Origin of the sequence: Streptomyces sp. NPDC006925 (genome assembly GCF_042869575.1) — a bacterium.
Classification (GTDB): domain Bacteria; phylum Actinomycetota; class Actinomycetes; order Streptomycetales; family Streptomycetaceae; genus Streptomyces.
Genome location: NZ_JBIAGB010000004.1, coordinates 234,614 through 253,145 on the forward strand (window position 1 = coordinate 234,614; position 18,532 = coordinate 253,145).

At 73.1% G+C, this 18,532-nt stretch carries 18 protein-coding genes and 1 tRNA gene; 14 read left to right on the forward strand and 5 right to left on the reverse strand.

Annotated features, from left to right (window positions below; all coding sequences use genetic code 11):
• Positions 1 to 221: 221 nt before the first annotated feature.
• From ACFYNS_RS08610 to ACFYNS_RS08635, 6 genes are all read left to right on the forward strand, one after another.
• On the forward strand, positions 222 to 1,151 hold the full coding sequence (locus ACFYNS_RS08610) for a D-alanyl-D-alanine carboxypeptidase family protein (RefSeq protein WP_388601661.1): 930 nt from the start codon (positions 222 to 224) through the stop codon (positions 1,149 to 1,151).
• A 504-nt stretch (positions 1,152 to 1,655) separates the two neighbouring features.
• Positions 1,656 to 2,312, forward strand: coding sequence for a class I SAM-dependent methyltransferase (locus tag ACFYNS_RS08615; RefSeq protein ID WP_360300433.1), 657 nt, complete (start codon positions 1,656 to 1,658; stop codon positions 2,310 to 2,312).
• Between the two features lie 255 nt (positions 2,313 to 2,567).
• Positions 2,568 to 3,617 carry a response regulator gene (locus tag ACFYNS_RS08620; RefSeq protein ID WP_388601664.1) on the forward strand — a complete coding sequence of 350 codons (1,050 nt, stop codon included), beginning with the start codon at positions 2,568 to 2,570 and terminating at the stop codon, positions 3,615 to 3,617.
• Positions 3,614 to 4,831: a sensor histidine kinase gene (locus ACFYNS_RS08625; RefSeq protein ID WP_388601667.1), complete on the forward strand. Its 1,218-nt coding sequence runs from the start codon at positions 3,614 to 3,616 to the stop codon at positions 4,829 to 4,831. Before ACFYNS_RS08620 ends, ACFYNS_RS08625 begins: the two co-directional genes overlap by 4 nt.
• Before the next feature lie 271 nt (positions 4,832 to 5,102).
• Entirely contained in the window at positions 5,103 to 6,062 is a 960-nt protein-coding gene (locus tag ACFYNS_RS08630; RefSeq protein WP_388601670.1) for a phosphatase PAP2 family protein, read from the forward strand.
• An 83-nt stretch (positions 6,063 to 6,145) separates the two neighbouring features.
• Positions 6,146 to 7,900 carry a bifunctional phosphatase PAP2/diacylglycerol kinase family protein gene (locus ACFYNS_RS08635; protein ID WP_388601673.1) on the forward strand — a complete coding sequence of 585 codons (1,755 nt, stop codon included), beginning with the start codon at positions 6,146 to 6,148 and terminating at the stop codon, positions 7,898 to 7,900.
• A 593-nt stretch (positions 7,901 to 8,493) separates the two neighbouring features.
• Here ACFYNS_RS08635 and ACFYNS_RS08640 read toward each other — a convergent pair.
• The gene (locus tag ACFYNS_RS08640) at positions 8,494 to 9,267 is read right to left on the reverse strand and encodes a CAP domain-containing protein (RefSeq protein WP_360290270.1); all 774 of its coding nucleotides are present in this window, start codon (positions 9,265 to 9,267) and stop codon (positions 8,494 to 8,496) included.
• A 555-nt stretch (positions 9,268 to 9,822) separates the two neighbouring features.
• Here ACFYNS_RS08640 and ACFYNS_RS08645 point away from each other — a divergent pair.
• From ACFYNS_RS08645 to ACFYNS_RS08660, 4 genes are all read left to right on the forward strand, one after another.
• Positions 9,823 to 10,158 carry a metalloregulator ArsR/SmtB family transcription factor gene (locus ACFYNS_RS08645; protein WP_360290272.1) on the forward strand — a complete coding sequence of 112 codons (336 nt, stop codon included), beginning with the start codon at positions 9,823 to 9,825 and terminating at the stop codon, positions 10,156 to 10,158.
• Positions 10,159 to 10,902 carry a cation transporter gene (locus ACFYNS_RS08650; protein ID WP_360290274.1) on the forward strand — a complete coding sequence of 248 codons (744 nt, stop codon included), beginning with the start codon at positions 10,159 to 10,161 and terminating at the stop codon, positions 10,900 to 10,902.
• A 129-nt stretch (positions 10,903 to 11,031) separates the two neighbouring features.
• Positions 11,032 to 11,367: a YnfA family protein gene (locus ACFYNS_RS08655; protein WP_388601677.1), complete on the forward strand. Its 336-nt coding sequence runs from the start codon at positions 11,032 to 11,034 to the stop codon at positions 11,365 to 11,367.
• Positions 11,368 to 11,474: 107 nt separating this feature from the next.
• Entirely contained in the window at positions 11,475 to 11,750 is a 276-nt protein-coding gene (locus ACFYNS_RS08660) for a hypothetical protein (protein WP_360290278.1), read from the forward strand.
• 56 nt (positions 11,751 to 11,806) lie between these two features.
• Here ACFYNS_RS08660 and ACFYNS_RS08665 read toward each other — a convergent pair whose 3' ends face one another.
• Both ACFYNS_RS08665 and ACFYNS_RS08670 read right to left on the reverse strand, forming a co-directional pair.
• On the reverse strand, positions 11,807 to 12,337 hold the full coding sequence (locus ACFYNS_RS08665; protein WP_366774137.1) for a flavoprotein: 531 nt from the start codon (positions 12,335 to 12,337) through the stop codon (positions 11,807 to 11,809).
• The gene (locus tag ACFYNS_RS08670; RefSeq protein ID WP_388601680.1) at positions 12,334 to 13,521 is read right to left on the reverse strand and encodes a helix-turn-helix domain-containing protein; all 1,188 of its coding nucleotides are present in this window, start codon (positions 13,519 to 13,521) and stop codon (positions 12,334 to 12,336) included. Before ACFYNS_RS08670 ends, ACFYNS_RS08665 begins: the two co-directional genes overlap by 4 nt.
• A 97-nt stretch (positions 13,522 to 13,618) precedes the next feature.
• Between ACFYNS_RS08670 and ACFYNS_RS08675 the strand changes: the two genes are divergently transcribed.
• The 4 genes from ACFYNS_RS08675 to ACFYNS_RS08690 all read left to right on the forward strand — a co-directional run bounded on the left by ACFYNS_RS08675 (position 13,619) and on the right by ACFYNS_RS08690 (position 16,067).
• Positions 13,619 to 13,885, forward strand: a complete 267-nt coding sequence (locus ACFYNS_RS08675; protein ID WP_360290284.1) for a hypothetical protein — start codon at positions 13,619 to 13,621, stop codon at positions 13,883 to 13,885.
• Positions 13,886 to 14,440: 555 nt separating this feature from the next.
• Positions 14,441 to 14,584, forward strand: a complete 144-nt coding sequence (locus tag ACFYNS_RS08680) for a hypothetical protein (protein ID WP_360290286.1) — start codon at positions 14,441 to 14,443, stop codon at positions 14,582 to 14,584.
• A 213-nt stretch (positions 14,585 to 14,797) separates the two neighbouring features.
• Complete coding sequence (locus tag ACFYNS_RS08685; protein WP_388601683.1) at positions 14,798 to 15,349, forward strand: hypothetical protein; 552 nt, start codon at positions 14,798 to 14,800, stop codon at positions 15,347 to 15,349.
• Between the two features lie 67 nt (positions 15,350 to 15,416).
• The gene (locus tag ACFYNS_RS08690) at positions 15,417 to 16,067 is read left to right on the forward strand and encodes a class I SAM-dependent methyltransferase (RefSeq protein ID WP_388601686.1); all 651 of its coding nucleotides are present in this window, start codon (positions 15,417 to 15,419) and stop codon (positions 16,065 to 16,067) included.
• Between the two features lie 210 nt (positions 16,068 to 16,277).
• Here the strand turns inward: ACFYNS_RS08690 and ACFYNS_RS08695 are convergent.
• Both ACFYNS_RS08695 and ACFYNS_RS08700 read right to left on the reverse strand, forming a co-directional pair.
• Positions 16,278 to 16,350: transfer RNA gene (locus ACFYNS_RS08695), tRNA-Lys, on the reverse strand.
• Positions 16,351 to 16,463: 113 nt separating this feature from the next.
• Positions 16,464 to 18,506: a DEAD/DEAH box helicase gene (locus ACFYNS_RS08700; RefSeq protein ID WP_388601689.1), complete on the reverse strand. Its 2,043-nt coding sequence runs from the start codon at positions 18,504 to 18,506 to the stop codon at positions 16,464 to 16,466.
• Positions 18,507 to 18,532: the final 26 nt, after the last annotated feature.

The window sequence follows — 18,532 nt, forward strand, 5'->3', positions numbered from 1 at the left end:
ACCCCTGACGCTCCTGGTACGACAGATGCTCAAGAGGTGCGGCGCCTCCGGACCGGACCGGCTCGCCCTCCCGACCTCCGGCCGTGAACTTTCGTGCCGGTCCCGCCATCGAACACCGGTGTCCGACTCGATCGCCGGGGCGCACAGCACCGCACCGCAGCAGCACACGGCACGCGGCAGCACCGCAGCCCCCACCGACCCGCAGATGCCGGAGCGCTTCCATGACCGCCAGAACCACGAACGTACGCAAGATCATTGCCGCCGTCGCCGCGGGCGGTTCGCTGCTCGCCCTCTCCCCGCTGGTCGCCCGGGCCGTCACCTCCGACGATCCCGCACCGGCCGTCACCGCGAAGGGCGCCGCGCTGGTGGACGGCAGGAGCGGGACCGCGCTCTTCGACAAGGCCGCGGACACCGCGCGTCCGATGGCCAGCACCGCGAAGATCATGGTCGCCTCCGTGGTCCTGGACACCGACGGCGTCGACCTCGACCGCAGGGTGACCGTGCGGAAGCAGTACCGCGACTACGTCGCACAGCACCACGCCAGCACAGCGGATCTCCAGACCGGCGACAAAGTCACCGTCCGCCAACTCCTCTACGCCTCCCTGCTGCCTTCCGGCGCCGACGCCGCCTACGCCCTCGCCGACACCTACGGGACAGGCGACACCCGCGCGGAGCGGGTCGGCTCGTTCCTGCGGAAGATGAACGCGAAGGCCCGCGAACTGCACCTCCGCAAAACGGCGTTCGACACCTTCGACGGCACGCGCGGCGACACCAGCACACCGACCGAGCTGGCAAGACTGACCCGGCACGCCATGCGCCACAGCACGTTCCGCAAGGTGGTCAGGACCAAGCGGTACAAGGGCGAGGCACCCGCCGCCAACGGCCGCACCCGCACCTACACCTGGACGAACACCAATCAGCTCCTCGGCGCGTACGACGGTGCCATCGGCATCAAGACCGGCACCACCGAACGGGCCGGCAAGTGCCTGGTCTTCGCAGCCGACCGCGACGGCAAGACCCTCGTCGGCACCGTGCTGGACAGCGACGACCGCTACACCGACGCGGCGAAACTGCTGGACCACGGGTTCGGATCCGACAGCGCGAAGGACATGAAGATCCGCGAGCTCCCGTCCGGCGCCCAGCACGACTGACCGCGGCGCAGGCCCGGCAGCCGCGCCGCACGGCGGGGCGCCGAGGGGACCCGGCGCGCCGACGGTCCTGGCGCGTCGGGTCCTGGCGCGTCGAGTCCTGGCGCGCCGACGGTCCTGGCGCGCCCACGGTCCTGGCGCGCCGAAGAGCGCCGACGGGGGGGGCGGACGGGGTCGGGCGGGGGGCGGACGTACGGTGCCGACGGGACCCGGCGTCACTCTTTCGGTGCCCGGCTGCGCCGCGGGCCCTTGCCCGTGTACCGCCGCGGTGCTCCACTACGTAGCCACGTGCCATGCAGCGCGCAGGCTGTCGCAGCCCCGGAGTATCTCCTCCGCCGCGTCCGCAGCCCGAGACGGAGCCGACCGCCCGGCCAGGGCCCGGCCCTCGCGGGGGCCCACCGCGGCGGGCGGCCCTCCACGGCGGGCGGCCCTCCACGGAGAGGTAGACACTCCGCGGACAGCCGTCGGTGCGGCGGCGGCAGCGCACCCGAGCCACAGGAGCCCCCCGTGCATCCGGACACCACACCGCCCAGCAGGCAGGACCTCCAGCATCCGCGCTTCGCGCGCCAGTACCTCAGGATCGCCGTCGCGGCGGACCGCCGGGGCGGCGCCGCACACCGGCGGCTCCTGCTGGAGGGGCTCAGCGGCCGGGTCCTGGAGGTCGGTGCGGGTCAGGGGCGGAACTTCCCGCACTATCCGGAAGCCGTCACCGAACTCGTCGCCCTCGAACCCGAGGACTCCCTGCGGGCCGCCGCCGGGCGGTCGGCGGATTCCGCCCTTGTGCCCGTGACGGTCGTCGCGGGGCAGGCCGGCGGGCTCCCGCTCGGCACCGGGACGGTCGACGCCGTCGTCTTCTCTCTCGTGCTGTGCAGCATCGCCGATCCGGGTGCCGCGCTGGCGGAGGCCGCCCGTGTGCTGCGTCCCGGCGGGCAACTGCGCTTCTACGAGCACGTACGGTCGCGAAACCGGCTCGGCGCGCTGCTCCAGCACAGCGTCGCGCCGCTGTGGCGCCGGGTCGGGGGCGGCTGCCACCCCGCCCGGGACACCGAGGCGCTCGTCCGGTCCGCCGGGTTCACCGTGCAGCGGCTCGACCGGTTCGGCTTCTCCCCCACCCCGGTCACCCCGCCCCTCCCCCACGTCATCGGTACCGCGACCGCGTCATGAGCACCGGCGCCCGGCACCGAACCGGAGCACAGACACCGGGCGGGAGCACAGGCACCGGACCGGAGCGGCGGGCCGAGCAGCGGAGCACGGTCCCCGGCGGGGCGCGGTGCGGGCACCCCGCCGGTCGGCGGGGTGGCTGACGCGCGATCTCCTCTCCAGGTCGCACCGGCTGACCGTGCCCCTGCCGTAGCCTCTCCGGAGGGCGGGGAGGAGCGGACCGGGAGGGAGCAGGCACAGGACGCAAGGAGCGCGACGGTGATCCGGGTCATGGTCGTGGACGACGAGGAACTGGTGCGTTCCGGGCTGCGACTGGTCCTGGGGACGGCCCCCGACATCGAGGTTGTCGCCGTCTGCGGCGGTGGCGCAGCGGTGGCCACCGTGCTGGCGCACCGTCCGGACGTCCTGCTGCTGGACATCCGGATGCCGGACGTGGACGGGCTGACCGTGTTGCGCCGGCTCCACGCCGACCCGGACGCGGAGGCGCCGCGGACGGCGATGCTGACGACGTTCGACGCGGAGGAGTATCTGGGCGCCGCACTGCACGCGGGTGCCGCGGGCTTCCTCCTCAAGGACACCGCGCCCGAGCAGTTGGTGCACGCCGTACGGGTGCTGGCGGACGGCGGCCGGGTGCTCGCACCGGGCGTGACGTCGACCGTGATCGGCGGCTACCTGGGCGGTAGACACGGCACGGACGCCGAGCACCGTGCGGCCCGCCTCACCTGCCGCGAGCGGCAGGTGCTGGCACTGGTCGGCGAGGGGCTGTCCAACAGCGGCGTCGCACAGCGGCTGAACCTGGCACACGGCACGGTCAAGGACCACGTCAGCGCACTGCTGGCGAAACTGGGCGGCCTCAACCGCGTCCAGGCCGCGGTATTGGCCGACCGGGCCGGACTCGTGGGATGCCTGTCAGCCGAACGGCCGGAGCGGACGGAGCGGCCGGAGCGACCAGGGCAGCCAGAAGCGGCGGACCGGTCCGAGGAGCACGAACGGCACGGGCAACCGGGACAACCGGGACAGCACGAGGCGTCGGTACAGCACCGGGCCCCGGAACGGCACGGGACACCGGAACGGCGTGATCAGGCGGCCCGCCTCGCCGCCGACTCCCCTCTCGACGTTCCCTGCACTCCCGGTACTCCCAGCGCTCCCGACACCCTCGGCACCACGAACCGGCTCGGCGCCCCCGAAGCCCCCGAAGCCCCCGAAGCCCCCGAAGCCCCCGAAGCAAGCGGCACCTCCGGCCCCCTCGCAACCGGCGAAACCCGCGACACTTCCGGCACCTCCGGCACCTCCGGCACCGTGCCGTGAGTCCCCCCACCAGGCTCGCCCCCGGGTTCACCGCCACCCATCGACAGGTGGCCGGGGGTGCCGTCGCACACCGCCACATGCTGGGCCTTCTCCTTCCGGTGGCACTCGGCCTGCTCGACGCGTTCCTGGTCAACGGCGTGCACCCCGGCTCGGAGCTGGGCGTGTCGGTGGCGGCCGCGCTCGCGCTGCTCCTGCGGCGCCGACTGCCGGTGACCGTCCTGGCGGTGACGCTGCTGGGGATGTACATCGGCTACATCTGGTTCGCTCCGATGATCGCCCTCTATACGGTCGCCTCCCGGCGCTCCAGCAAGGCACTCGCGGTGGCGGGAGCCGCGGCGCTGGCGCTGGCGCACTACATCCCCTACCCGCTCGGCGGCTTCGTCCCCGCGGCGGACCGCCAGGGCCTGCTCGACATGCTGGACTCGTGCGTCCAGGGCGCGGCGCCGGCCGTGTTCGGGCGCTGGACGCGTACGCGCCGGCAACTGGACGAGCGCGTCCAGGAGCTCACCGCGAGCCGGCACCGGGAGGCGGAGCTGCTGGCCGAACGGGCGGTGGCCACCGAACGGGAGCAACTCGCCCGCGAGATGCACGACGTGGTCGCCCACCAGGTGAGCCTGATCAGCGTGCAGGCCGGGGCCCTCCAGATGACGTGTTGTCAGGACAGTTCCCGGGCCCTGGCGCGGACCGTACGCGAACTCGCCGTTCGCACCCTGACGGAGTTGCGGCACATGGTCGGCACCCTGCGCGCGGGCCGCAGCGCCGGAAGCGGGCACGCCGCGCCGCCGCGGCTGGCCGACCTGCCCGCACTGACGGAGGAGAGCGGACTGGGGGTGACGCTGGACCTGCCCCACGGCCAGTACGACGGCAGCCGGGACGGCGGCTCCGCACCGCGAGCGGTCTTCCCGGAGGCGGTGGAACGCGCCGCCTACCGCACGGTCCAGGAGGCGCTGACCAACGTCCGCAAGCACGCGCCCGGCGCCCACGTACGGGTCACGGTGCGGGTGCGCGACTCCGGGACGGCGGACGCACGGCTGACCGTGGCGGTACGCAACAGCCCGCCGACCGCCCTGCCCCACCCCCAGTCGTACCCCGAGGGCGGCCACGGGCTGCTGGGCCTGCGCGAACGCGCCCTGCTGCTGGGCGGCGCCTGCCACGCGGGACCGACGGCGGACGGCGGCTTCCTGCTGACGGCGGCGTTCGCCCTCGACGTCTGAGCCGACCAGGCGACCAGGCCAGGCCACCAGGCCAGGCCAGGCCACCAGCCGAACGAGCCGACTGCCGTCTGGGCCGTCTGGGTCGTCTGGGTCGTCTGGGTCGTCTGGGTCGTCTGGGTCGTCTGGGTCGTCTGGGTCGTCTGGGGCCCATCGGGGGCCGGTACCCGGCCGGTACGCCACCCGGCCAGCGGCTCCCCGCTCGCACCCGCGATCGGCGGCGGCTCTACTGAGGGTGACGAGATCGCGCGCCAGCCGCAGGAGGAGCCCACCGATGAGCGGGCAGTTTTCCCTGGAGTCGACGGGAGCACCGGAGCCGTCCCGGCACGTGGACCCGACCCGAGCCCCGGAGCCGACCGGAGTCCTGGGCCCGGCCCCGGCCCCGGCCCCGGCCCCGGCCCCGGCCCCGGCCCCGGAAGTACTCGAAGTCCTGGAGCCGCCCGACGTCGACTCCCCCGGCGGTCCGCAAGCACACGAACCCCTCGCCCCCGGACGCATCCTCAAACGGCTGGCGCCCGTCCAGGCGCCGGTTCCCGCGGGGAGCGCGACGCTGCGCGGCGGGAGCCGCGAGCGTTCCCGGCGGCAGGCGGTGCGCTTCCTGCCGTGGAGCGCGGCGCTGCTGGCCAGCCTGCTGCTGTTCGCCGCCACCTCGTTCCTGGTGCTCCGCGCCGACGCGGGCTTCCTCGACCGGCCGGTGCTGAGCGCGCTGGTGCAGCACCGGTACGCCGCGGCCTTGCACGGACCGATGACGTACCTGACCCACGCCGCGGAGGGTCCGCTGGTCATCGCCGCGGTGCTGCTGGCGCTGTGGCTGTCCTGGCGGGACGCGTCCTGGCGGCCGCTGGTCCTGGTCGGTGGCTCAGCCGCGCTGGCCGTCGCGGCGGCGACCGCCGCCAAACAGGCCGCGTACCGCGCCCGGCCGCCCGCGCGGCTGTGGGAGATCCAGGAGAGCGGCTTCGGCTTCCCGTCCCGGCACACGGTGATCGCCACAGCCGTGCTGCTCGCCCTGGCCTGGGTGCTCGCCGAGCGGCTCGCCGCCCGCGCGGCCCGGGTCGCCCTGTGGACCGGCGCGGCCGTGCTGAGTCTGCTGGCCGGCATCTGCCGGGTCGGTCTCGGGGTGCACTGGCCCACCGACGTACTGGCCGGACTTGCCCTGGGTGCGGCGGTCCCGCTGCTGGTCGTCGGGGCGTACGCACTGTGTGAGACGCGCCGCTTCCCTCCCCCCTCACGCTGAGATCCGGTGTGTCCCGTGCGGCACTGGGCAGAAGAAGTTCCGCCCGTGACGTATGACGGACATGACGGAAGCGAGGGGCGCAGATGGAGACGCACCGCCACCGGGGCCCGCGTTCGGGCCCGGGCCGGAGCCTGGCCGGCGGTCTGGGCCGGAGCCTGGCCGACAGCCTGGGCCGGGGCCATGGCCGGGCAGTCAGCGCGGGCATGGGTGCAAGCAGGGGCGCAGGCGTGGGTGCGGCGGGCGCGGGCGGAAGCGCCGAGGGGGTACGTGCCTCCCTCAGCAGAACCTTCAGCGCCTGGGACCGCTCCCTCTTCCGCAGCGTCGCCCAGCGCCACTGGCCACGCGGCGAACGCGTACTGCCGCGGCTGAGCCGCACCGCCGACCACAGCAAGCTGTGGCTGGGCACCGCGGCGGCCATCGCGCTCTCCGGGGTGGGCGGACCCGGCGCCCGGCGGGGTGCGCTGCGCGGACTGGCCTCGGTCGCAGTGACCTCCGCAGTGGTCAACACCGTCGGCAAGGGCGCCTTCGGCCGCTCCCGTCCGCTGCTGGACGAGGTACCGGTGATACGGCGGCTCAAGCGACTGCCGACCAGCACCTCCTTCCCCTCCGGCCACGCGGCCTCGGCGGCCGCGTTCGCCACCGCGGTGACGCTGGAGTCGCCCGGCTGGGGCGCGGCGGTCCTGCCGGTCGCCGCGTCGGTCGCGTTCTCCCGCGTCTACACCGGCGTCCACTACCCCAGCGACGTGCTGGCCGGCGCGGCCATCGGCACCGCGGCCGCCTTCGGGGTACGTGCCGTACTGGACCTGCGGCGCCAGGTACCGCCCGCGCAGCCCCTGGTGGAGGCTCCGTCGCTGCCCGCGGGACGCGGTCTGTCGGTCGTGGTCAACCCCGGTTCGGGATCGGCGGCGTCCGCACGCGAGATCGGCGAGGCCCTGCCGGAGGCCCGCGTGGTGCACTGGGATCCGGACGCCGGAGAACTGCCGGACCTGCTCGCCGAGGAGGCGCGACGCGCGGCCGAGGAAGGCGGCGCGCTGGGCGTGTTCGGCGGCGACGGCACGGTCAGCGCCGCGGCCCGCGCCGCGCTGGCGCACCAGGTGCCGCTCGCGGTACTGCCCGGCGGCACCCTCAACCACCTCGCCCTCGACCTGGGCATCGGCAGCTGCGCCGATCTGGCCGACGCGGTCGGCTCCGGCCACGCCATCGCCGTCGACCTGGCCCGGTTCGCCCCGCCGCACCGGTTCGCGCAGACCGCGGTGCGGCACGACGCCGGAGCGCGGGGCGCGGAGAGCACCGGGACGCCCGAACCCGGCTACTTCGTGAACACCTTCAGCCTCGGCGCGTACGGCGACCTGGTCGAGGTGCGGGACCGCTGGCGGCACCGGGTCGGACCGTGGGCGGCCGGGCTGGCCGCGGCGGTGCACGTGCTGCGCCACTCGCGCCCGTTCGAGGTGCGGGTGAACGGGCGTCCGCGGTCGCTGTGGCTGCTGTTCGTCGGCAACTGCTCGTACCACACGGTCGGCGGCGGCCCCGGCGGCGCGCGGCGCTTCAACCTCGCCGACGGCATGCTGGACATCCACCTCGTCCGGGCCGGCCGCTGGGCCCGCACCCGGCTGGTGGCCTCGGCGCTCGCCGGAGTTCTGCACCGTTCGCCGGTCCACGCCGCCGCGCGCGGACGCCGACTGCACCTGGCCGGGATACCGGACGGCACCCTGTGCTCGTACGACGGCGAGACGGCGCCCGCGGCCCCGAGCCTGCTCATCGACAAGCCCGCCACCTCGCTGACCGTCTACCGCCCCCTCCCGGCGTGGCTGAGCGGCTCGTCCCTGCCGGACGGCTGACAGCGCCGCCCGGAACGCGCGTGGTGCGCCGATCGGAGACCGGCGCACCTCGGACCGGGCCGAACCGGGCTGAGCCGGGCCGGGTCGGGTCGGCATCGGCTCGGCTCGGCGGGCCACCGCTTCCCCGTGAAACGCGATCGGACCCCAGGCGGGAGAGGCCCGGCCTGGGGTCCAGCGGGAGGCCGTGGGGGACGCGAACCCACAGCCGGTGGCTCAGAAGCAGCGGCGATCTGGTGCCGGGGCCTGCCGGACACCCGCGCTGTCGACGATGACCGTGGCCGCCGCGGGCAGCACGGTTTCCGGGGCCCGCGGCGGCCGCGGTGGGGGTGAGCGCCGTACCGATCCCGGGTCCGCCCGGGCGCCACGATGTGCAGCACCTGGTGTGTCGCTTCGTTCAGGGTGTCGCAACGGTCGCTGCCGGCGGGGAGTTCGGGCCCGTTGGGTGGGACCGGCCGGTGACTATGACTGCGACCGTGCTCTCGAAAGTGCCGCGTCCCTCGCTGCCCGGTCGGCGCCGCGGTTCGTCCGGCCGCCCGGCGAGGCACGAGTGCGGATCTGCCGCTGACGGCTGACGTCGGCTCCCGCGCGAGGGGTCAGCGGGCGGTGCCGAAGTCCTGGGTCCAGTAGTGACCGGGCTGGGCGTGACCGACGCCGATCTCCTCGAAGTCACAGTTCAGGATGTTGGCCCGGTGGCCGGAGCTGTTCATCCAGCCCTCCATGACGCTCTCGGGCGAGGAGTAGCCGTAGGCCACGTTCTCCCCGTAGGTGCTCCAGGAGTATCCGGCGCGCTCGATGCGGTCGCCGGGGGACGAGCCGTCGGACCCGGTGTGGGACATGTTCTTGTGCGCCGCCATGTCCTCGCTGTGGGCCTGGGCGGCCTTGGTCAGCTTGGCGTTCACCGTCAACGACTTGCAGCCGGCCTTGGCACGCTCCTTGTTCACCAGCGCGAGGATCTGGTCCTCCAGACCGGAGGATCCGGAGTCCCCGGGCGACGTGGTCGACGCGGGAGCGGTGGAGGAGGGAGCCGTGGGCTTGGTGGGGGCCTTCTTCGTGGGTTTGGCCGATGCGCTGCGGGTGGGAGCGGCCGTGGCGTGGTGGGACGGCTTGGAGCGGTCGCCGCGGTGCTCGGAACGGTCGCTGCGGTGTGTGAAGGTGCCGCCGCGGTGCTTCGCGTCGTCGCCGTCCCGGTCCGCGGCGGCATGACCGCGCTGCCGCGCGGTCGACTCGCCGGCGGCCTGGGAGCCCTTGTCGCCCTGCCCGTCCAGGCAGGCCATGGCGACCGAGGGCACGCCCAGGGCCGCGACGGCCACAGCCCCGATGACTATCTTCCGATGGTGCATTCGTTTGCTGTTGCGGTGCTTGCTCATGCCTGACCTCATTCGTGATCGCACGGCACGCCCTCCCCCTTGGTCCGGCGAAGCGCACGCCATGGCGTGCACGAGCCACCGGGGGCGTCTTGCAGGGCGACATTCTTAGACCCGCCGAAGTCGGGGAGCAACACGCGTCGGGCCCCCGCGAGGTGCGTGGCGGCGGCACCCGGCTTGCGGTGCGCGGCAATGCGTGCTGGTGCGGCTTCACACGTCCTCGACAGAGCTGTCACGCCGTCAGAACACCTGGTTACGGGCACCAGGACACCCCGGCCCGCGAAACCATCCGGACCAGAGCACACATGTCCAGCAGAGCGCCGGAAACACTCCTATGTCGGCCAGGAGGTATCGCCCCGCACATACCTTTTGATCCACGCGATACTGTGATGGACATCACGCCATGAAGAGGTGTGAGACGGCTCGGCGCTCCGCCAACAGCGCCCCGCCCGCGCCGCGTTCGCCAGGGCCCAGCACTGCACCGGAGCAGGAGGCTTCCGCGGCGAGCGCCTTGGTTCACGATTCCTTGAATTCAGCGATTCGTATACTGTCCGGAAGGTGCTGACACTCGCTGCCGACATCGACGTGCTGGCGCGGTTCGGCCGCGCCCTGGCCGACCCCATCCGCTGCCGCATCCTGCTCGCCCTGCGAGAAGCCCCGGCCTACCCCTCCGAACTCGCCGACACCCTCGGGATCTCCCGTACCCGGCTGTCGAACCACCTGGCCTGCCTGCGGGACTGCGGCCTGGTCGACACCGTCGCGGACGGCCGCCGCACGCGCTACGAACTGGCCGACGAACGCCTCGGACACGCCCTGGACGATCTGCGCACCGCCGTGATCGCCGTCCACACCGACCGCACCTGCCCGGACACCGCCGAGAAGGGCTGCTGCTGAATGGCCGCGACGTCCCTCGGTCCCGGCCCGGCCCGCCGCGAAGTCCTCACCCGCCGCATACGCCTCCTGGTCGCCGCGACCCTCGCCTACAACGCCGTCGAGGCCGCCGTGGCGCTCACCGCCGGGAGCATGGCCTCCTCCACGGCGCTGATCGGCTTCGGGCTCGACTCCGTCATCGAGGTCTCCTCCGCGGCGGCCGTCGCCTGGCAGTTCTCCGCCCGCGACCACGCGGCCCGGGAGGCTCGCGAACGGCGCGCCCTGCGCGTCATCGCCCTCTCCTTCTTCGCCCTGGCGCTCTACGTCACCGTCGACTCGCTACGCGCCCTGACCGGCAGCGGCGAAGCCGGCCACTCGATCCCGGGCATCGTCCTCGCCGCCCTGTCCCTGGCGGTCATGCCGTTCCTGTCCGCAGCGCAACGCAGAACCGGGCGCGAACTCGGCTCGGCCACCGCGGTCGCCGACTCCAAACAGACCCTGCTGTGCACCTACCTCTCCGCCGTCGTCCTGCTGGGCCTGCTCACCAACTGGCTGCTCGGCTGGACCTGGGCCGACCCGGTCGCCGCACTGACCGTCGCCGCCCTCGCCGTCAAGGAGGGCCGCGACGCCTGGCAGGGCAAGGGCTGCTGCGCACCCACCGCCCCGGCCGCGGCACCCGGCGCTGCCGGAAGGCACCCGGCACCCGGCGCCGGGAAGCGCCAGGCACTCGAAACCTGCGGCTGCGGGCCGGGATGCGCCTGCTGCTGAGCCGTGCTCCTGTCCTTCCCGGTCCCCACCCGGCCCGGCCACGAGACTGCGGGCCGAACCCGCCCCACCGCCTCCCGTGTCCGGCACGGAACTCGGAAACGTCCCCGCCCGACCAGTAAGGTCCCTCCCGTGCTCGTCGCCCGCTCCCTCGCCCTGTTCGCCGTCGCCGCCCTCTTCGAGATCGGAGGGGCCTGGCTGGTGTGGCAGGGCCTGCGGGAGCACAGGGGCTGGCTCTGGGTCGGCGCGGGCGTCGTCGCCCTCGGCCTGTACGGCGTCGTCGCCACCTTCCAGAGCGACGCCAACTTCGGCCGCGTCCTCGCCGCATACGGCGGCATCTTCGTCGCCGGATCGCTCGCCTGGGGCATGGCCGCCGACGGCTACCGCCCCGACCGCTTCGACATCATCGGCGCCCTGATCTGCCTCGCCGGCATGGCCGTCATCATGTACGCCCCCCGCGGCCGCTGACGCCTCGACAGGGCGCGAACGTCGTCCGCCGGCACCGCGTCACCTTCAACGAGTCCGGGCCAGTCAGCTCCTGGACTTCGTGGTTCCTGGGCGAGCTGGCCGAGCGGGTGCCGAGCCTCGTGCAGGCCGAGCGCATCATCGGCGGCACGCCGAAGGCGATCGAGGAGCAGGCCGGCTGGGCGTGGGAGGACGGCCAGGACCTCGTCGGTGCCCGCGTGGCGACGGACGAGGAGGCCGAGTTTCTCGGCATCCGCTCGCGGCCGGCCGCCCTGTTCGTCGGCTACAGCTCGCTGTTCGACGCCGAGGGCCGCATCGAGTACGGCGAGTACCGCTCCGACGGGAACCGGCTCACCCGCTACACCTGCGCCCGCCCCCACGACTGACGCGGGGTGGCCCTCGCCTGGCATTGGTCAGGCGAGGGACGGGCCCCGCGGCTGGGTCAAAGCCCACCATTGAGCGCGCCGAGTAGCCGCGCCCATGGGAACTCCTCCCCATTACCCTGCTTCGGCTGATGCGGCTCGCCGGGAGCAAAGACCACCCGAACGCCTTGCTCCCGCAGCGTCGCCACAGCGCGGCCCACAGCAGGCTGGCCGCCCAGCGCTGTCGACCAGAAGGGCGCCGCCATGACCGGCACTCCCATATGCACGGCCTCTGCGGGGATCCCCAGGGCCAGAGTGTCAGTGATGCCGTCCGCCCACTTGCAGGCGCTCGTCGTGGTCAACGGCGCCACAAGCATCGCGTCCGCCTTCGGTAGCCCGCCTGATTCGCCGGGGAGCGTGTAGCGGTGCCGTACCGGGTGCCCAGTGAGCGCCTCCAACTCCGCCATGCGAGGCTCCCACCACCTCGCGGCCGTCGGCGAGAGAATGAGGCAGGTGTCCCATCCGGCGCCCTGCGCAGCGCGAACGCCGTCGTCGATGTGCTGGGCAGGGCCTGCCGCACAGGAAATCAGGTACAGAACGGGCCGTGTCATTCCGGGAGTCCACAACGTTGTGCCAGGCCGCGCAACTCAGGGCCTGGCGACGGAACCAGTTCCAGAAGCTGACCAACCAACTGGACAACGGACGGACGCGCAACCTCCTGCGGAGCCAGCCGCTCTGCCTCCAGCAGGTCCCGGAGAGCGTCTTCCCGCCGTCGAGTCAAGGCTGAAGCGCGTGCAGTCGTGACCAGGTGACGAGCCTGCCGCTCCCGTCCCAGACTGGATACCGCAGCGCGGTCAATCCCCTGAGCTGCTTCAGCTGCCGACCATGCGTCGTCCAGCCGCAGCAGCACATCCACCTGGTGCAGGGCCACGTTGGTCGGGCCGAAGCTGGTGAAGTCGGCCGCCGCTTCGCCCTGTTGCTGGGCTACCTCGTTGGCCTCATCAAGCCGGTCCGTCGCGGCGGAGACGGCCTGGGGCGTGCGGCCACCGCCCGTAGCACCCACTGCGGCGACGAGGTACAGCATCCCCAGTGTGGACAGCCCGGCTGCCCCCGCACGTTCAAGATCAGGGCGCAGCGCTTCCGCCGTTGTGGTCGCGTAGTCAGATGCGGCAGCGTGCCGACGCTGATGAAGGAGGCCGCGGGCAACGCGGCGTGCAGCAGCGCCGATTGCCACGGCGTCGCCGGAAGACTCGGCAGCGATCAGGGCACGCTCCGCAGCGAGCACGGCGGGAGTCCGGGCGAGATCCCCGTACTTGAACAGCAGGCTCGCGGTCAGTTGGTAGGCGCGGGATAGCAGTACCGCGGCTTCCCCGCTTGTGACTGCGGTTCGGTGGGCGTCGGCGAGCACGGAGGGAAGATCCCGGGCGGCGGCGGTGTAGTGGCACGACTCCCACGCCTGGCAGCAGAACATGACGCGTCGTTTGAGGTCTTCTGTGGCCACGACGTTCCCCGCGCGGGTCGGGGTGTGCAGGGAGTCCACGAGCGCGGCCACGTCAGCAGGGAGGTTCTGGACAGGGGGCTCAGGTGCGGGGTCGGTCACCAGTCGTTCCAGGGGGATGCGTAGGGCCTCGGCCGCCCGTTCCAGAACGGACAGGCGGGGGTCGGTTTGTCGGTGTCCACCTTCGAGATCCTGGACCCAGCGGCGGGACTGTCCCATCAGACGTCCGAAGTCTGACTGCGTGAATCCGCGTCGATCGCGCCAGTAGGCGATGCGTCGGCCGATGCCAGTCTCCATGGAGAACTCCCCGCCAGGGCACGCACTTTGCGTGCTCAATTCCGTCGTACCCCGCCCTACGTTGCACGTACACACGGAACGTAGCGGAGGAGTCACGGTGAGATCCACTGGGGCGTCAGTGCCGAGTCGGCCGGAGCCTAAGCGCGGCGACTACGTGGTGGACGAGGCCACGCGGCAGAGAATGCCGCCGGAGCCGGCGTGGGTGGGCCGGGTGCAGACCGTCCTGGACGCCGGGCACGTCCGGCTCGTCACCCCGCACGGCGCGGAGTGGACGGCCCGGGTCGAGAACCTGACCGAGGCCGAGGCATCCCAACGGGCCGCCTACGACGCCGCGGTCCCCTATCGCGTGGGGGCTCGGCGGTGAGCCGGCTGCGCCTGCGCGTCTCCCGCGACGGCGGCCGCACCTGGAGCAGGCAGCGCACACTCCGCGGCGCCGGACGCTGCCCGGTCACCTCGACGTGGCCGCCCTGCGCATGCCCGCGCTGCCGGACAGGGGGCGCCCGCGATGCCCGCTGAACCCACAGCGCCCACCGCTCGGCGCGGCAGTTGGTACGGCGCCTGCCCGCGGTGCAGGAAGCCGCTCAGCCCCACGTCCGGCACCGACGACCAAGGCCGCGTCGTCAGCATCCGCTGCCGCGAGTGCGACTCCCAGAAGGACAAGCCCCGTGCCTGACAACCCCGACAGTCCCGTCCAGTCCCTGCGCCGGCACGGACGGCCGGCCGTGAGCCGCTGCGTGCGGTGTCACCGCTCCGGAACGGTGGTCGTGTTCGAGACCTCCGGCGGCAGCGGCGGCAGCCTCGAAGGGATCCCCGGCTCCGGGGCACTGACGGGCCGCCTCTATGCCTGCGAGCCGCACGCCGACGAGATCGCCCGCGAGGACGCAGCGCGACGAACACGCCGCCCATACGGGAGGACACGATGACCAGCAAACGGCGAGCGTTACGGCGCAGTGTGATCCGCCGCACCGGAGTCGCCCTGCCAGACCAGGCCGGCAACCGGGCGCAGCGCCGGGCAGCCGAGCGCGAGCAGCGCAAGCGCCAGCAGGAGGGCGACGAGACGTGACGCTACTGCGACGGGTTGCCCGGTACGCCGGGCCGCTGTACGCGGCCACCGTGGTCGCCTCGTGCGTCGCCGCCGTGGCGCCGGCACTCGCCGGGACGCCGCCCCGATGAGCCCCCCGCCCCGGTGAGCCGCCGCGCAACGGCTGCCATCCAACACGCGCCGGTCACCAGGGGCGAGGCCAACCCAACCCATCGACACAGACAGGAGAGGCACATGTCAGTACAGCACGACACCGCAGTCTCGGAGACCAGCGCCTTCACCGCCCTCCTCCACCCACCCGCCCAACGCTCCCGCGACCCGCGCACCCTCCTCAACGCGGTACGACCCCACATCAACGACCTCACCTACAACGTGCTGGAATCCCCCGGCTCAGCGGACATCGACCTCTATGAGCGGGAGGTGCGGCTGCTGCTGCGTGACACGGTCGCCGTCCGCAGTCTCGCTGAGCGCATCCTCGACAACGCGATCATGTACGTCATGACGTCGCTGGAGCGGCCGGACCTCCACCTGGGCGTCGGCAAGACCGTGGACATCGGCGTACACCAACTCATCCTCGACACCCCCGTCTACTTCGCCCTGTGCCGGCTGTACAACGAGGGCCGCTACAAGCACCATGCCCCGCTGATCCAGCGCCGCGGCGACGGCACCGTGCTGCGCACCGCCGACGCCATCCGCGCGAGCGGCTTCACTCCGGACGAAGAGCTGTGGGCCGTCGACGGGGCGAACTGCTCGCCCTGCGACGACAAGGCGCCCGACAGCCACTGACGCCCGATACAGTGCCCGCCCCGGTGGGCGCCCACCGGGGCGGGCATGCCGCCGAAAGGACACTCACGTGCCGGTACCGCACGACATCGCCGCCGAGACCGAACTGTGGAACAGCTACGCCGAGTCCGCCTTCGACCCGGAGGCCGAGCCCGCCTTCCGCTGGACCCAGTACAAGGACCACGGCCCCGGCCCCGAACTCCTCGGCACCCCCTCGACCGCACTGGAGATCGGATGCGGCACCGGCCGCGCAGCGGCCTACCTCGCCCTGCACGGGGTGCAGACGACCGGCCTGGATCTCTCGCCGGTCATGGTCAAGAAGCTCGCCGAACGATGGAGCAGCACCGGAGCAACCTTCGTGCAGGGCGAAGTCCTGGAACGCCTCGCCGCCACCGAGGACACCTACGACGCGATCTACTCCATCTTCGGCTGCGCCTGGTTCGCCGACCCGGGCCGCCTCTTTCCCCTCGTCCGGGCCAGGCTCAACCCGGGCGGCGTGTTCGCCTTCTCCCAGCCGCCGGCCATCCCCGGCGCCTACGGACCCCAGGGCATGTACAAGGGCGGCTTCGCGGGACCGGCCATGTTCACCTACCGCTACAGCTTCCGGCCCCCAGTGTGGGAGCGCCTGCTGATCCGCGCAGGCTTCGCCACCGCCGAGGCCACCGTGCTGGAGCCTCGCGAAGCGGGACACATCGGGACCCTGCTCGTCACCGCACGCTGATCGCGCCGCCATCTGCGCGTCTACCCACCACGAGCGGATGGGGACCCGGCGCCGTCGCAACCTCCAGCCAGGGATCCGGCGGCGCTTTTCGCGCACGCTCACCCATGCGCACGCTGGCGCCTCGGTTGAGCAATGGTTGAGCTGATGATCTCCAGCCCCGAAAACGACTCAAGCCCCAGGCCAGAGATTCTCTGACCTGGGGCTCATCGGTAGGCCGTGTGGGACTCGAACCCACAACCAATGGATTAAAAGTCCACTGCTCTGCCAATTGAGCTAACGGCCCGCACCGAGCAGCATAGCCCGGAGGCCCGGCGGGCTTCGAAGGCATTCCGGGTTGAACGCCTTCGAAGCCGTGCTCGGGCACGCGTTCGGGAGGGCCGGGGCCCTCACCGAGTGTCAGCCGTTGCGCTTCCAGCGGGGCTTGTCCGCGCGGCGGTCCGGGGTGCGGGCGCCGTTGCGGCTGGGGGCGTGGGAGCCACCGGAGCGGCCGTGCGGACGGCGGTCGTCGCGGTGGTGCGGACGGTCGCCGCCGCGGAAGCCCTCCCGGCGGAAACCGCGGTCCCCGCCTTCGCGGCGGTCGTCACGGCGGACGTCGTCGCGGCGGAAGCCGCCACCACCGGAGCCACCGCGGCCACCGTCACCGCGGCCGCCGTCCCGGCGGTCCCGGTCCCGGTCCCGGCCGTAGGGGCGCTCGTCCCGGTCGCGGTCCCGGCGGAAGCCGCCCCGGTCACCGCCGCGGTCGTTCGCACGGCGGTCGCCGCGGTCCCGGTCGCGCCGGTCGTACGAGGAGCGGCCGCCGCGGTCGCGGTCCTGGCGCTCGCGGTCGGCCCGCTCGCGGCGCTCGGCCTCCGCCTTCGCCTCGCGGCGTGCCTCGGCACGGGCCTCCTCGGCGGCCTGGGCCGCCTCCGCCTCGGCGGCGGCCGCCACGGCGGCGTCCGGGTCCTCGCCGCGCTCCCGCGCCGCACGGGCGGTCAGCAGGGTGGCCTCCTCGCGGAGTTCCGCGGCGCGCTGCTGGAGCTTCTCGAGCTGGCGGTTGAGCTTCTTGGCCTCGCGCTCGGCCTGGCGGGCCGAGTTGGCGGCGGACTCGGCCTGCACCTCGGTCAGCGACCGGGCGCCGGTGATGCGGGCCACATCGTCGTCGAAGACGTCGCCCCGGCCGATGATGTGCCGCGAGGCGTCCACGCCCGCGTCCTCCATCAGCCGGAAGATCTGCCGCCGCTGGTGCGGCAGGGCCAGCGAGACGACCGTCCCGGACTCGCCCGCGCGCGCCGTACGGCCCGAGCGGTGCAGGTAGTCCTTGTGGTCGCCGGCCGGGTCGACGTTGAGCACCAGGTCGATGCCGTCGACGTGGATGCCGCGGGCCGCGACGTCCGTGGCGACCAGGACGTTGACCCTGCCGTCCTTGAAGTCCGCCAGCGTGCGGGTGCGCGCGCCCTGCGTCATGCCGCCGTGCAGCGCGTCGGCGGGCACCCCGGCTTCGCGGAGCTGCTCGGCGACGCGGTCCGCACCGAGCTGGGTGCGGACGAAGATGATGGTGCGGCCCTTGCGGGCGGCGATGGCGGTGGTGACCGGCGCCTTGTCGCGCGGCTTCACGACCATCACGTGGTGGGTCATGGTCGTCACCGCGCCCTGCGCCGCGTCCACCTCGTGCAGGACGGGGTCGACGAGGTAGCGGCGGACCAGGGAGTCGATCTCCTTCTCCATGGTGGCGGAGAAGAGCATCCGCTGGCCGCCCTCGGGCACCAGGTCCAGGATCTCGGTGACCTCGGGCAGGAAGCCCAGGTCGGACATCTGATCGGCCTCGTCGAGGATGGCCGTCTCGACGTCGTCCAGCGAGCAGGAGCCGCGGTTGATCAGGTCGCGCAGTCGGCCCGGGGTGGCGACGAGGATGTCGACACCGCGTTCGAGCGCGGAGATCTGATTGGCCATCGAGGTGCCGCCGCAGACGACCTTCAGCTTGAGGCCGAGGGTGTCCCCGTACGGCTGCAGCGCGTCGGAGACCTGCATCGCCAACTCGCGGGTGGGCGTGAGGATGACGCCGCGCGGGCGCTTGCGCTGGGTGCGGCCCCCGTGCAGCCGGGCGAGCAGCGGCAGGCCGAAGGAGAGCGTCTTGCCGGAGCCGGTGCGGCCGCGGCCGAGCACGTCCTCGCCGGCCAGCGCGTCCGGGATGGTGGCGGCCTGGATGGGGAACGGCGCGGTCACACCGTTCTGGGCGAGCTTGCGGACGACGGCCTCGGGGAGCCCCAGGTCGCCGAACGTGATCTGCGGCTCGGCGGCCTGGTCGGCCTCGGCAGCCGGTTCCGTCGATTCCGTCGATGCGTCGACCGATTCGGGGGTCTCGGGAGCCGCTGCGGCGACCGCCTCAGCGGTCGTCTCGGTCGTCTCGGTCGGCTCGGGGAAGTCCTCGGGCCGTACGGCGGCAGGGGTGGTGACAGACATGCGAGTTGCGACAACCTTCCGGAGTC

What these genes read in the sequence shown, in the direction of transcription:
- ACFYNS_RS08630 (WP_388601670.1), top strand. Translation starts at nt 5,103, where the DNA reads ATGAGCGGGCAGTTTTCCCTGGAGTCGACGGGAGCACCGGAGCCGTCC.
- ACFYNS_RS08610 (WP_388601661.1), top strand. Translation starts at nt 222, where the DNA reads ATGACCGCCAGAACCACGAACGTACGCAAGATCATTGCCGCCGTCGCC.
- ACFYNS_RS08635 (WP_388601673.1), top strand. Translation starts at nt 6,146, where the DNA reads ATGGAGACGCACCGCCACCGGGGCCCGCGTTCGGGCCCGGGCCGGAGC.
- ACFYNS_RS08640 (WP_360290270.1), bottom strand. Translation starts at nt 9,267, where the DNA reads ATGAGCAAGCACCGCAACAGCAAACGAATGCACCATCGGAAGATAGTC.
- ACFYNS_RS08700 (WP_388601689.1), bottom strand. Translation starts at nt 18,506, where the DNA reads ATGTCTGTCACCACCCCTGCCGCCGTACGGCCCGAGGACTTCCCCGAG.
- ACFYNS_RS08650 (WP_360290274.1), top strand. Translation starts at nt 10,159, where the DNA reads ATGGCCGCGACGTCCCTCGGTCCCGGCCCGGCCCGCCGCGAAGTCCTC.
- ACFYNS_RS08665 (WP_366774137.1), bottom strand. Translation starts at nt 12,337, where the DNA reads ATGACACGGCCCGTTCTGTACCTGATTTCCTGTGCGGCAGGCCCTGCC.
- ACFYNS_RS08680 (WP_360290286.1), top strand. Translation starts at nt 14,441, where the DNA reads ATGACCAGCAAACGGCGAGCGTTACGGCGCAGTGTGATCCGCCGCACC.
- ACFYNS_RS08685 (WP_388601683.1), top strand. Translation starts at nt 14,798, where the DNA reads ATGTCAGTACAGCACGACACCGCAGTCTCGGAGACCAGCGCCTTCACC.
- ACFYNS_RS08670 (WP_388601680.1), bottom strand. Translation starts at nt 13,521, where the DNA reads ATGGAGACTGGCATCGGCCGACGCATCGCCTACTGGCGCGATCGACGC.